The sequence below is a fragment of the Leptotrichia buccalis C-1013-b genome (assembly GCF_000023905.1).
GTDB classification, from domain to species: domain Bacteria; phylum Fusobacteriota; class Fusobacteriia; order Fusobacteriales; family Leptotrichiaceae; genus Leptotrichia; species Leptotrichia buccalis.
This window is the reverse complement of sequence record NC_013192.1, coordinates 553,268-567,406: the sequence shown is the minus strand read 5'-3', so window position 1 is coordinate 567,406 and position 14,139 is coordinate 553,268. Positions and strand designations below refer to the sequence as shown.

The 14,139-nt window shown below is 31.0% G+C and carries 12 protein-coding genes; 4 read left to right on the top strand and 8 right to left on the bottom strand.

Features of this window, described 5'->3' with window-relative positions:
- Positions 1–16: 16 nt before the first annotated feature.
- Positions 17–571 carry a helix-turn-helix domain-containing protein gene (locus tag LEBU_RS02660; RefSeq protein ID WP_012806618.1) on the top strand — a complete coding sequence of 185 codons (555 nt, stop codon included), beginning with the start codon at positions 17–19 and terminating at the stop codon, positions 569–571.
- A gap of 50 nt (positions 572–621) precedes the next feature.
- Here LEBU_RS02660 and mnmA read toward each other — a convergent pair whose 3' ends face one another.
- The 5 genes from mnmA to LEBU_RS02635 are packed head-to-tail and all read right to left on the bottom strand — an operon-like array spanning position 622 to position 6,280.
- Positions 622–1,716 (bottom strand): tRNA 2-thiouridine(34) synthase MnmA, encoded by a 1,095-nt coding sequence (gene mnmA, locus LEBU_RS02655; protein ID WP_012806617.1) that lies wholly within the window; start codon positions 1,714–1,716, stop codon positions 622–624.
- 57 nt (positions 1,717–1,773) lie between these two features.
- A complete protein-coding gene (locus tag LEBU_RS02650) occupies positions 1,774–2,652 on the bottom strand; it encodes a glycosyltransferase family 2 protein (protein WP_012806616.1) in 879 nt (292 codons plus the stop codon).
- A gap of 33 nt (positions 2,653–2,685) precedes the next feature.
- Complete coding sequence (locus LEBU_RS02645) at positions 2,686–4,143, bottom strand: oligosaccharide flippase family protein (RefSeq protein ID WP_012806615.1); 1,458 nt, start codon at positions 4,141–4,143, stop codon at positions 2,686–2,688.
- Between the two features lie 19 nt (positions 4,144–4,162).
- Positions 4,163–5,140, bottom strand: a complete 978-nt coding sequence (locus LEBU_RS02640; protein WP_012806614.1) for a KpsF/GutQ family sugar-phosphate isomerase — start codon at positions 5,138–5,140, stop codon at positions 4,163–4,165.
- Positions 5,141–5,158: 18 nt separating this feature from the next.
- Positions 5,159–6,280, bottom strand: a complete 1,122-nt coding sequence (locus tag LEBU_RS02635; RefSeq protein ID WP_012806613.1) for a mannose-1-phosphate guanylyltransferase — start codon at positions 6,278–6,280, stop codon at positions 5,159–5,161.
- A 187-nt stretch (positions 6,281–6,467) separates the two neighbouring features.
- Here LEBU_RS02635 and kdsA point away from each other — a divergent pair, with 187 nt between their 5' ends.
- From kdsA to lgt, 3 genes are read left to right on the top strand one after another with little or no spacing between them, the layout of a single operon-like run.
- A complete protein-coding gene (gene kdsA / locus LEBU_RS02630; RefSeq protein ID WP_012806612.1) occupies positions 6,468–7,304 on the top strand; it encodes a 3-deoxy-8-phosphooctulonate synthase in 837 nt (278 codons plus the stop codon).
- Positions 7,305–7,347: 43 nt separating this feature from the next.
- On the top strand, positions 7,348–8,433 hold the full coding sequence (locus LEBU_RS02625) for a pyridoxal-phosphate-dependent aminotransferase family protein (protein WP_012806611.1): 1,086 nt from the start codon (positions 7,348–7,350) through the stop codon (positions 8,431–8,433).
- Positions 8,434–8,471: 38 nt separating this feature from the next.
- A complete protein-coding gene (gene lgt / locus LEBU_RS02620) occupies positions 8,472–9,383 on the top strand; it encodes a prolipoprotein diacylglyceryl transferase (RefSeq protein ID WP_012806610.1) in 912 nt (303 codons plus the stop codon).
- A gap of 94 nt (positions 9,384–9,477) precedes the next feature.
- On the opposite strand, the gene LEBU_RS02615 is transcribed toward lgt, so the two are convergent.
- The 3 genes from LEBU_RS02615 to LEBU_RS02605 all read right to left on the bottom strand — a co-directional run bounded on the left by LEBU_RS02615 (position 9,478) and on the right by LEBU_RS02605 (position 14,100).
- The gene (locus LEBU_RS02615; protein ID WP_012806609.1) at positions 9,478–10,620 is read right to left on the bottom strand and encodes a 5-methyltetrahydropteroyltriglutamate--homocysteine S-methyltransferase; all 1,143 of its coding nucleotides are present in this window, start codon (positions 10,618–10,620) and stop codon (positions 9,478–9,480) included.
- Positions 10,621–10,693: 73 nt separating this feature from the next.
- Complete coding sequence (gene metE, locus LEBU_RS02610; protein WP_012806608.1) at positions 10,694–12,982, bottom strand: 5-methyltetrahydropteroyltriglutamate--homocysteine S-methyltransferase; 2,289 nt, start codon at positions 12,980–12,982, stop codon at positions 10,694–10,696.
- A 203-nt stretch (positions 12,983–13,185) separates the two neighbouring features.
- The gene (locus LEBU_RS02605; protein ID WP_012806607.1) at positions 13,186–14,100 is read right to left on the bottom strand and encodes a LysR family transcriptional regulator; all 915 of its coding nucleotides are present in this window, start codon (positions 14,098–14,100) and stop codon (positions 13,186–13,188) included.
- Positions 14,101–14,139: the final 39 nt, after the last annotated feature.

The window sequence follows — 14,139 nt, the reverse complement described above, 5'->3', positions numbered from 1 at the left end:
AAGAAAGGGAAATTTAATGGGCAGAAAATCAAAAATATCTAATGAGTTAAGAATAGAACTTGTAAAGAAAATACTAAAAGGTAAGGAAACTATACAAAATTTAGCAAAAGAATACGATGTTGCAAAATCTTCATTAATGACTTGGAAAAAAAAATATCTTGAACTTGGAGAAAAAAGTATAATGGTTGATGAAAAAAATAAACATTATACTCGTGAAACTAGAATAAAAGCAGTAAAAAGTTATTTGAACAATGAAGGTTCCCTTTTTGAAATTTGTAAAAAATACGGTATAACTTCTGTAAGTGTGTTAAATTACTGGATTAGGGACTATAAAAAAAGTGTAGATGAGAACGGAAATTACAAAATATTTAAAAAACATATAAGAAAATCTGTCGAATCAAAAATTGAAGCTGTGACTTTTTGTCAAAAACATGATTATGATTATAATTTAACTACCCAAAAATTTGATATTTCTTATCAGCAAATTTATTCTTGGGTAAAAAAATATGAAGCAGGTGGAGCTGAGGCACTGATAGATAATCGCGGGAAAAGGCTTTCTGACAGAAAATAATCAAAATAAAAAAAAGAAAATGACCCAATTTAATGAGTTTTTTTCTTTTTTTATTTCAGTAACAGCTTTATTTCCCCACCTCCAACAATTTCATCATTTAAATAAAATACAATATGTTGCCCTTCTGAATTTTCATGAGTTTTTTCGTCAAATTCAAAAATTATCCTATTTTCATTACTTTCTTCATTTTTCAAAATTTTCAGCTCCCCAGTCAGTCCTTTTGAAGAAAATCTTGGACGTGCAGTTAATTTTTTCCCAATTATATTTTCTAAACTGTAATGAAATTTATAATTTATCACTTCAATTTCTTTTATTAACAATTCTTCAAAATCCCCCACAACAACTTCATTTGTTTCAGGTCGAAGCTCCAGCACGAAAAACGGCTTTCCTAAATTAAGCCCCAGTCCACGCCGCTGCCCAATCGTGTAAAACTGATAACCTATGTGTTCTCCAATAATTTTACCATTTTTATCCACAAAATTTCCCTTTTTCACATCATTTCCAAGCACTTTTTTCAAAAATGGAATATATCCGTTGGGAGCAAAGCAGATTCCTTGGCTGTCAGGCTTGTTATGGGTATGAATACCATTTTGTCTTGCAATTTCACGAACTTCTGATTTTTCGTATTCTGCAAGTGGAAATAAAAACCTTTCCACAATATCCTTATCCAGCCGATAAAGCATATAAGTCTGATCTTTTCGGTTATTTTTATCCCATAAAAGCATATTATTCTCGCTAACTTTTGAATAATGCCCTGTCGAAATGTATTTTATTCCCATTTTATCAGCAAATTCTACGAGTTTTTTTATTTTTACCTTTTCATCGCAAATTACACAAGGCGAAGGAGTTTTTCCTGCATTGTACATTTTTATAAAATATTCCATTACATCTTTTTTAAATTCTTCCACGACATTTAGGACATAATGTGGAATACCTAAATTGTAGCAAGTGTATCTCGCATCATTTATATCATCCAGTGAGCAGCAGGTCTTTCCTGGATTTTCTGAAAGTTCGTCAGGTAAATGCTTCAAAGTAACTCCAATCACTTCATAGCCTTGCTGTTTCAATAAAAGAGCAGCGACAGAACTGTCTATGCCGCCACTCATTCCAACTACTACCTTTTTATCATCTAATTTTTTGTTCATTTCATATTTTTTCTCTTTCCTAAAATTCCTAATTCTTCCATTTCCAAACTCGAAATCTTATTTTTTATTTTTCTCTTTTTGCCACATATATTCCCCAATTCCTAAAGCAAAAATTAAAAACAATTTATTTTTATTTTCTTTAAATATTTTTCCAAATTTATATCCTGCTGCCCTGCAAAATTTGTAATAAACAGCATTATTTAGAACTTTCTGCTTAAAAGACAAATTTTGGGTATTGATTTCATTATGATAAAGAGCCTGTCCTTTCGGATTTCGCAGCAGTAAATTATTGTATTTTGCTGTCAATCCATCTTCCTGATATTCCTTTATCTCGATTTTCTCATTTACATAAACCATCTTATATTTTTCACAAATTCTGTTATATATAACAGCTTCTGTAATAAATTTTTCCTCATCAAAAACTGGAAATTTATATTTTTTTATAATTTCAGTCCGAAACATAAGCCCTTTATCGCCCTTAACTCCGTATTTATTGTAAATATCAAACTGTGTTGAAATCATCTCTTTTTCTGGAAAACTTGAGCCAATAATTTCTCCATCTGGATACATTGATAAATAGCCCATTCCCGCAATATTGGCATCTTTCTCATACTTTTCCCAATATTTTAAAATCGTTTCAAACCCATTTTCCACATATTCATCGTCTGAATCAAGACAAATAAAAAGCTCTCCATTTGCCTTATCCGTTGCAAAATTATAAGCTCTCTGTTTTCCGCCATTTTCCTTATAAAAATATTTTATATCAAGTTTACTTTCCTCAAGAAATTCTTTTACTTTTTCTCCAGTTCCATCAGTTGAGCCATCATCTACAATAAGCCACTCAAAGTCGGTATAAGTCTGTTTTTGCAGCGATTTGTACAATTTTTCAAGTAGTTCCTTTCGGTTAAAAGTAGGTGTAAAAACCGTAAATTTCATTTTCCTCCTTTCATTTTTTCTAAATTTTAACAATTATTTTAAAATTTTTCTTTTTATTCCATTCACAAGATTTGTAATTTTAGCATAAACTTCCCTATTTACAAGCAATTTTGTCACTATCGCCAAATAAACTATTTTCAATCCAAATTTCATCCACGAAAGCTGATCATTTGATAAATAGAATATCACAGGATTTACAATAATGATGAAATATAAAAATAATTTTTTATAATTAAACGAAATCTTATATTTTTTCCTTATAATTATCATTTCCATTATCGCTCTAAATAAAAAGGCAAGTAACGTTGTCCACGCCGCAATAATAGGCCCAATTTCTGGAAATTTCGGTATAAAAATTATATTTCCAACTAAATTAAATATCATTGCAAACATTGTAAAATAAAAAATGTATATGCTGTCTTCGTGAAAATGAAAAAAATAATCAAGGCAAAATAGTGCCTGAACAACAATTCCAGCTAGAATTAAAGGCATATAATTTATCGCCTGATAATAACTTTTTGGAAATATCAGCTTTATACCTTCTGGAGCAAACAACTGTGCAATTACGCACGCAAAGGAAATAATTGCAATAAAGTTTTCCACGCTTCGTGTTATTCTCGGATTTGTCCTATCTTCCTTCATTGCCTCATAAAATTCTGGTGTCCAGCTGTTTACAAAAGAACCCGTAATAACCGATAAAACCCTTCCACCAGTAAATGCAAGCGTATATCCTCCAACTACAGCAAGTGAAACAAATTTTGCCAAAACAAGCCTGTCACTTAAATTTACCACTTGATCCGTAAGCTCAATAAAAATCAGTGGCAATCCATTTCTAAGAGAATATTTCACATAATCTAAATTCAGCTTGAACCTGAATTTCCCAAAATAATCCTTGAAATAAAACAGAAATACTATTAATAATGCTATTAAATTTGCAAATTGATTTCCAAAAACTCCCCATTTTAGATACTGTATAAAGTAAATTGCCAGAATATATGTGGTAAAAAGACTTACTACACTTCCTATTGCAACTTTCATGTACATTCTTTTCATTCTAAATAAAGTTACTGCAAGATTGTTAAAGGCGTTTGATGTGGCAATCAAAATACTGACGATTATTAGCGGATAGTAGCTCACCTTGCTTAAATCGACAATGTATGAAAATAGTTTCTGGGCTGGCGGAGTAAATAAAAAAATATATGTCACTACATTAAAAACTACTATTATTAAAGTTGAAGAAAACATGTAGCTTCCAAATTCATCTTCATTTTCCTTCAAGTCAACATATTTTTTCATCTGGGCATTATATAGTCCCAAACCTAAAATTACTGTAAACAATGAAGTAATCGGAGCCAGAGTTCCAACAATCCCAAATTCTTCCTGTGTCAACAGTCTAGTAATTATGGGCAAAAATATAAATGATCCCATTTTTGTGACTAAATTCATTAAGGAATAAACCATAGTTCCCTTCAGTAAATTTTTATTATCCATTCAAATATAATTCCCCTTCTTATCTTAATCCTATTAAATCGTGAACTCTTATAAGCCCTACAACATTCCCATTTTCTACAACTGGTAGAACACTAATCTGGCTTTTTCTATTTTCCATCAAATGAAGCGCATCAAGTGCCATAGCATCCTTCTCAATCGTTACTGGTGTAGAAATCATTATATCTGAAGCTTTATAGTCAAAGAATTTCTCCTTATGCTCCAATGCACGCCGAATATCCCCTTCGGTTATAATTCCAAGCAACTTTCCATTTCCAAAACCTGTATCAGAAATACATACAGCTCCCAGTTTTTTCTTAGTAAGTGTCATTAACACATTTTCAATTTTTTCATCTTTTTTTACTACAGGCAGTTCTTCCCCAATGTGCATAAGGTCTGAAACATGTAATAACAATCGCTTTCCAAGACTTCCGCCAGGATGATATTTGGCAAAATCACTTTCTGAAAAATTCTTTAGTTTCATAAGGCATACAGCCAGAGCATCTCCAGTTACAAGAGTAGATGTAGTTGAACTCATTGGCGCCTGTCCCAGCGGACATGCTTCTTTTTCCACTCCAACATTAATTGTTATATCAGCATATTTTCCCAATGTAGAATTAGGATTTCCAGTAAAGCCAACTATTTTTCCACCAATTTTTCTTATTGGGGACAAAATACTCAAAATTTCATCAGAATTTCCGCTATTTGATATGGCAATCACCACATCTCCATTACTTATTATTCCCAAATCACCATGCAATGCTTCAGCGGCATTCAAAAATACTGCTGTTGTCCCTGTTGAAGCAAGAGTAGCAGCAATTTTTTCTCCAATTATCCCAGACTTTCCTATTCCAGTTACAACAACTTTATTATTTTTAAGTTCCATAATTGTATTAACTAATTTTTGAAAACTATCTCCAATTCTGTTCTTTAATTTTTCCAATTCTGTGATTTCAATATCAAATACACTTTTAGCTTCCTTTATAATATCAATTTGCATTTTTTCTCCCTACATTTTTTATTTATTTTTCAACTCTATTTTATTTAAAATTTTCTTAACTTCTTGACTTTTATCTTTATGGCACACGAGTAATGCGTCTTTTGTATTTACAATTACAATATTTTCAAGTCCAATTGCAGCAATAATTTTATCATTTTCCTTATTAATCACAATGTTTCCTTCAGATTCAAATTTTTCAAAATTTTCAGCCTGTACAACATTTCTATCTTCATCTTTTGGGAATATGTCCTCAAGTGACTTAAAATTTCCTACATCATTCCAGCCAATGTCCACAGGAATTACACTTACTGACTTTGTGTGCTCCATAACTCCAAAATCTATTGAAATTTTTTCAAATTTATCAAATTCATCTTTTACAAAATTACTTAATTTCTCTCCATAAATTTCACATAAATCCACATTTTCCAATAATTCTTCAATATTTTCCAAAACAAGTTTATGAGTTTCCATATGTTTTTTTATTTCCTGCAAAATAAATTCTGTTTTCCATACAAACATTCCACTATTCCAAAGATAATTTCCTTGTTCTATATATTTTTCAGCAAGCTCCTTATTCGGCTTTTCTCTGAATCTTTTTACTCTATAGGATTTAAATGTTTTTTCAGCTATAGTTTTTTTCTCATATTTCCCTTTTTTTCTATTGTCCACATACTCAATATATCCATATCCAGTTTCTGCATAAGTGGGTTTAATTCCAAGCGTAACTATTTTATTTTTTTCAGCTTCTAAAAATGCAAATTCCAGACTTTCTAAAAATTCTTTTTCCTTTTTTATCAAGTGGTCTGACGGTAAAACAGCCATTACACTGTCTTTATAAATTTTTTTAATAATACAGGCAGCATATCCAATACAAGCCGCAGTGTCCCTCGCCATTGGCTCAAAAATAATATTTCTATCTGAAATTTCAGGTAATTCTTTTTTTATTATATCAAAATACTTAATATTTGTAGAAATAAATATTTTTTCTACAGAAATTAAATCCTTTATCCTGTCAATAGTTTCCCTTATCATTGTTTTTTCCGATACTAAATCTAAAAACTGCTTCGGTTTCTCATTTGTAGACAGCGGCCAAAATCTTGTTCCACTTCCTCCTGCCATAATTAAAGCTACCCTATCCATATTTTTCTCCCATTTTTTATTTAAATATTAATTTTTATTTTAATCGTTATTATTTCACTCAAAGTATAACATAATTTATCTCTTTTATCAAAAGGAATATTTTAGTTTTTTTAGAAAAAAATTAGCAAAAAAAGTAATATTATGATAAAATAAAACATAAGAAAAATATTTAGAAAGGATAAGAATTATGCTGATAAATAAAGTGAAAAAAGTAAAAATTACTGATAAAATTACAATTGGTAATGACAAGATTTTTTTAATTGCTGGACCTTGTGTAATTGAATCAGAAGATTTGGTTACGGAAGTAGCTGGAAAAATGAAAGAAATTACTGATAAACTTGGAATCCAGTATATTTTTAAGGCTTCATTTGATAAAGCAAATCGCTCTTCTATTTCATCCTTTAGGGGACCTGGACTTGAAAAAGGGCTGGAAATTTTATCAAGAGTTAAGGAAAAATACGGTGTGGCTCTTGCGACAGACATTCATGAACCTTGGCAATGCAAAGAAGCTGCAAAAGTAATTGACTTACTTCAAATACCTGCATTTTTATCGCGACAGACTGACTTACTTGTAGCTGCAGCTGAAACTGGAAAAGCTGTAAATATCAAAAAAGGACAATTTTTAGCACCTTGGGATATGAAAAATGTTGTGAAGAAATTTGAAGAAGTTGGAAACGAAAATATAATGCTTTGTGAACGTGGAGCTTCATTTGGATACAATAATTTAGTTGTAGATATGCGTGGTCTTTTGGAAATGAGAAAATTTGGTTATCCTGTTGTATTTGATGCAACACATTCAGTACAAATACCCGGAGGACAAGGGGAAACTTCGGGGGGAAATCGTGCCTATGTGTATCCACTAGCAAGAGCGGCTGTGTCTGTTGGAGTTGACGGAGTTTTTGCAGAAGTTCATCCTGAACCTGACAAAGGACTGTCTGATGGACCAAATATGCTAAAATTAGACGACGTTGAAAATATTTTAGAAAAATTGCTGCAATATGATAAATTAACAAAGGAATTATAAAAATTAAAACTTTAAAACAAAAATTTTAGGAGGAAATAAAACTATGAGTTCAAAACTATTATTAACACCTGGACCAACAAATATACCAGAAGAATATTTAGAAATTTTAGGAAGCGATATTATTCATCACAGAACGCCTAAATTTAGAGAAATTATGAAAGAAAATAATGAAAACTTGAAAAAAATCTTCAAAACTACAAATGATGTAGCAATCCTTACTTCATCTGGAACAGGTTCAATGGAAGCCGCAATCGTAAACTTTTTCTCAAAAGGCGATAAAGTCTTGGCTATAAATACTGGATATTTTGGAGACAGATTTAGAAAAATTGGAGAGATTTATGGCTTAAATATGATTAATCTTCAATATGAATTTGGAGAAAGCTATAATTTAGACGATGTAAAGAAAGTAATAGCTGAAAATCCTGATTTAAAGGGAATTTTAGCAACTCACAGTGAAACTTCAGTTGGAATTTTGAATAATATAAAAGCACTTGGAGATTTGACTAAAAATACTGAAATTTTATTAGTTGTAGATACAATTAGTGGACTTGTGGTAAATGAATTTGATTTTGATGGCTGGCACGTAGATGTTGCAATTGCAGGAAGCCAAAAAGCATTTTTAATACCACCAGGATTGGCGTTTGTAGCAGTAAGTGATAAAGCTAAAAAAGCTATGGAAACATCTGATTTGCCAAAATATTATTTTGATTTAAAACAATATGAAAAATATTTTGACGCTAGTGCAGAAACACCGTACACTCCAGCAATTGCTTTAATTTTGGCATTGAACCAATCATTAAAAGACTTGGTAAAAAATGGAATTGAAAATACAATTAATCAAAAACGTGATTTGAGAAAATATGTTGAAGAAAAAGCACAAAAATTAGGATTTGAACTATTAGTAAAAAATGAAGAAAATAGAACAAATACCTTAATCTCAGTATACAGAGAAGGAATTATAATAAAATCTGTTATTACTGCACTTGAAGAAAAAGGATACACTGTTACAGGTGGAAAAGGAAAATATGCAGAAAGCCTTATGAGAATTGGAATTTTAGGACAAATCTCAAAAGAGCAGATTGATGATTTCTTCGTAATTTTTGAGGAAGAAATAAAAAAACAATTGTAAAATGATACAAAATAAAAGAAATATAGGAGCATAAATAAATGAGACCATATTTATTTAAAATTGGAGGTTTTGAACTTAGAATTTATAGTTTGATGTATATTCTAGCTTTTCTTTTTGGAATGTTTATTTGCCTTGCGGATGATGTTGCCGAAAAAAGAGGCGTTGACGACAGAAAAACTATTGAAGATTTTGTCTTTGCGACGATAGTGGCAGGATTAATTGGTGCCAGATTATATTATGTTATCTTCAAATTTTCTGATTATGCTGGCGATCCCTTATCCATCTTTTACATATGGCAAGGTGGACTTGCAATTCATGGAGGAATTATCGGTGCATTTGTAGGAGCCTGCCTGTTTGCAAGAAAAAGTAAAGTAAATTTATGGGTTCTTACAGATATGGGAGTTGGACCTTTGTTATTTGGACAATTTTTAGGAAGATTTGGAAACCTAGCAAATGGAGAAGTCCATGGAGTTCCTACATTTACCCCATGGAATGTAATTTTTTCAGGAAAATTTAGCGAATGGTGGGCAAAATATCAAACACTAGGAGTTGCTGAACAGGCACAATTTAAGCAATTAGTACCTTGGGGACTGACTTTTCCGCTAGACACTCCTGCAGGATCAGAATTTCCAAATTTACCATTACATCCCGCTATGCTTTATGAAGGAGCTTTAAATTTAATTGGATTTTTAATACTCTGGTTCTACTTTAGAAAAAAAGAATATAATCCTGGTGTTCTATCAATGATTTATTTGATTATATATGCAATTATCAGAACATTTGTAAGTACATTCAGAGCAGAAGATTTATTAATTTTTGGAATAAGGCTTCCATATATAATAAGCATAATTATGATTATCATTGGAATTGTCGGTATAAAATATTTCAGTCGTCCTGAAAGAAAATTTGTACCTGCAGAAAAGGAAAATTCTGAAAATAATAAAAATTAATTTTATAACTAACTATTTAATACATTGATTAAACATTATAAACACAATAAAAGGAGTTGTCTCTATAAAACGAAACATCTCCTTTTTTAATATACTATTTTCCCCATACTTCATCTGCAATTTCTTTAATAAATCTCAATTTTGCCCATTGCTCCTCTTCTGTAAGTCTATTTCCTTCTTCTGTCGAAGCAAATCCACACTGCGGACTCAGATAAAGCCTATCAAGTGGCACATATTTTGAAGCCTCTCTTATACGAGCAATTATAACTTCTTTTTCTTCCAATGTTGGATTTTTAGAAGTTATTAATCCCAAAACAACTTTTTTATCTCCAGAAACCTTTGCAAGCGATTCAAAAGTACCCGCTCTTTCTGTATCAAATTCCAAATAATAAGCATTCACATCTTCTTTTCCAAAAAGTTCATCCGCAATCTTGTCATACCCGCCTTGCCCAAACCAAGTTGACGCATAATTTCCACGGCAAACATGTGTATTAATCACCAAATCTTTTGGATTATTTTGAAATACCCTATTATTTATATTCAAAAATTTTTCTGAAAATTCATGCCTAATAACTTCTTTATCTCTGTCACTTTTTTCAATAAATGAAGCAATGAAGTTGTCATCTACAAGACATCCCCAAGTACAGTCATCAATTTGCAAAGTTCTAAGCCCTTCATTATACAAATCGTTTATAACAGTTTTGTAAGCATTCACAATATCATCTTCCAAACCTTTAAAATCAGGATAAACTTTCAAAAGTGCCGCAACGTGCTTATCTTCTCTTACTAGTTCTGCATAAAACTGTGCTGGAGCAGGTATTGTAAATCTAGCTTCTACACCTCTTTTATCTTTTACCAAATCTCGCAAAAACGTATAATGTTTCACAAATGGATGATTTTCCCCACTAATTTTTCCAGTAACAATCGCAGTATCGTCACGAGTAACAACTCCATTAAATTCATACCCCTTATCAGCATGAATATGCCCAATTCCATTAAATCCCCAGAAAAAGTCCAAATGCCAGTAACTTCGTCTAAACTCACCATCTGTTACACTTGTATATCCCAATTCAATTTGTTTATCCACAATTTTTTTAATTTCTTCATCCTCAACTTTCGTCAATTCTTCCCTGTCAATTCTTCCCTTTTCAAAATCATTTCTAACTTTTTTCAATCTTTCAGGTCTTAAAAAACTTCCTACTGTATCGTGTCTGTGAGGTGCATTTATTGTACACATATTTATCAACTCCCTTATTTTTCATTTTATAAAATTATCAAAAATTCTGTTAAAAGTATACTTGGCAACACTTTTATAATCTGCTTTTCACAATTTCCGTAGCTTTCACAAGATTTTCCAAACTTTTTACCGTTTCTACAATTCCTCTTGTCTTTAATCCGCAATCAGGATTTACCCATAATTTTTCTTTTCCAATTTTTTCAATCATTATTTCCAAAGCTACTACAATTTCTTCAACTGAAGGTACTCTAGGAGAATGAATATCGTAAACTCCAGGCCCTACTTCTGTTTCAAAATTATTTTCTTTCAAGAAATCGAGAATTGTCAATTTTGATCTTGAGGCTTCAAAAGTTATAACATCAGCATCCATATTATCAATATCTTTTATTATATCTTCAAACTGGCTGTAGCACATATGTGTATGAATCTGTGTATCCACTTTTACTCCGCTATGGCAAAGTCTAAATGCCTTCAATCCCCAATCAAGATATTCCTTATGCCAATCTTCTTTTCTTAACGGTAATTTTTCCCTAAGTGCAGCTTCATCTATCTGAATTATTTTTATTCCTGCTTTTTCTAAATCCAATACTTCTTCTCGTATGGCAAGTCCAATTTGAAATGCCATTTCGCTTAATGAAATATCTTCTCTTGGGAATGACCAGTTTAGTATTGTTACAGGCCCTGTAAGCATTCCTTTAACAGGTTTTTCAGTTAATTTTTGAGCATATTCTGAATATAGAACTGAAATTGGTTTAGTTCTTTTCACATCTCCAAAAATTATTGGCGGTTTTACACATCTTGTTCCATAAGACTGAACCCACGCTTTTTCTGTAAATATATATCCTGCCAAATTTTCTCCAAAAAATTCAACCATGTCATTTCTTTCATATTCTCCATGTACAAGCACATCAAGCCCTATTTCTTCCTGTAATTCAATACATTCTTTTATGAAACTGAATACATTTTTATCATATTCTTTCTTATTAATTTCGCCTTTTCTAAATTTACTTCTGTTTAGCTTCACTTCCTTCGTCTGTGGAAAAGATCCTATTGTAGTTGTTGCAAGTAAAGGAATATTCAACTTTTCTCTTTGTATTATCTGTCTTTCCTTTCTTGTACCTTTTCTTACAAAATCATTATCCGTCAATTTTTCAACTTTATCCCTGACTTCCTTGTCTTCCATGCCTCTTTCAGAAGTTATGATTTCCTGATTTTTTATATAAAATTCATTTTCCTGTGCTTTTTCCAATGAACTTTCCCAAAGAATTTGACTCAATTCTCCCAATTCTTTTAATTCTGATAATTTTTCCTCAGCAAACGAGAAATGTCTTAATATATTTTCTGATAATTTTTTTTCATTTCTCAAAGTATAAGGCACATGAAGCAATGAACAAGATGTCGTTATTACTACATTTTTAACCTTTTCCTTTAAATTATTCAATATATTTAAAACTTTTTTATAGTCACATTTCCAAATATTTTTCCCATTTACAACTCCTGCAAATAAAACTTTATCTTTTGGAAATCCCTTTTCAGCTATTAATTTCTGAGTTTGTCTTCCCTCAGCAAAATCAAGACCTATCCCATCAAAATCAAGTTCTGTTATTGTCTTGTAGCAATCTCTCACATCTCCAAAATATGTTTGAAGTAATACTTTTACATCTTTCTTATTTTTCAAAATCTCCATATAAATTTCTTCAAACAAATTAATATCTTCCTCTGTCTGATCTGTTACCAATTGCGGTTCTTCAATTTGAATCCACTCGATATTTTTTTTGTTACACTTTCTCAACAATTCTACATAAGCATTGACAATATCATCTAAATAATCTTTTTTATCTTTATTTCCAGTTGTTTTAGCCAATTTATAAAATGTAAATGGTCCAATCACTGACGGATGAGTATTCACTCCTAATTTCTCAGCTTCCTCAAGTTCATTAAATATTTTATCTGAATTTAACTTAATTTCTGCATAATCATCCAGTTCAGGCACCATATAATGATAATTTGTGTTATACCATTTTCTCATTGAAAGAGCCTTTACATCTCCTTTTTCCCCTTGATAACCTCTAGCAATTGCAAAATATGTATTCAGTTCATTTAACCCTAAATCTCTATAATGCTTTGGGATCGCATTTAATAAAATTATTGTGTCCAGTATTCCGTCATAAAATGAAAATGTATTTCCTGGAATAAATGAAATTTTTTCTTCCTTTTGTTTTAACCATTGATTTTTTCTAAGCTCTTTCGCTATTTTCAAAAGTTCATTTTCTGTAATTTCATTTCTCCAATATTTTTCTATTGCAAATTTTAATTCTCTATTTTCCCCAATTCTAGGGTATCCAACAATTGCTGTTTTCATAATCTCATCTCCTTTATTATAGTAATATCTGTCCTTTTCAAAAGTTTATAAAATTATATCAGCATAACACCTTTTAATTTTAAAATTCTAATTTAATATTACTAACTATTTTTGATGAAATTATTATATACAAATATTTAATTTCTGTAAAATATATTTATTTTTCAGTTTGTTATAACTATTAGTTATATCATTTTTTTAATTTACGGAATTTCAGTATATTTCAAATGCTCCTTCAAAGCCTCAACATAAACTTTCCCATAAACACTCAGTTCAATATTTTTCTGCATTATAATTCCAACTTTCATATACTCGTCCACTTCCAGTGGTTTTGCAATAATATTTTCCCCATTCAGCTCTTTACTGATTATTCCTGTACTTACCGTATACCCATTAAGCCCAACTGCCAAATTAAACAAAGTCGCTCTGTCTCTCACTTTTACATTTTTATCTCTGTCAAGTGTACTCAATATCTCCTCCGAAAAATAAAAAGAATTATAATCTCCCTGCTCAAACGATAAATACGGATATTCCTTCAAATCTTCAAGGCTAATGCTTTCCTTTTTTGCTAACGGATGATTAAAGCTGATGAAAACATGCGGTTTTGCTGTAAACAGTTCGATAAATTTCAAGTTATTTCTTTTTATCATTTTCTCAATTACATTTTTATTCGCCCCAGAAGTGTACAAAATTCCAATTTCACTTTTCCTCTTGCTCACATCCTCAATAATCTCATTTGTCTGCGTTTCCCTAAGCGTAAAATCATATTTATTTTCCCCAAACTTCTTAATCACATCCACAAAAGCATTCACTGCAAAGGAATAATGTTGAGTTGATACCGAAAATCTCCGAGTTATCTTATTCCCTTTCTTATACTCTTCCTCCAGCAAATTTGTCTGTTCCAAAACCTGCCTTGCATATCCAAGAAATCTATCCCCTTCCCTAGAAACAATAACCCCCTTATTCGTTCTGCTAAAAATTCTGATATTCATCTCATCTTCTAGCTCTTTTATAGCTTTAGTCAATGCTGGCTGTGAAATAAACAGCTCTTTCGCCGCATCACTTAATGTTCCTTTTTCAGCGACTGTAACTACATACTTTAACTGTTGCAATGTCATTTTAACCTCCTTCTTAAATACAATAAAAAGCCAGCTTTA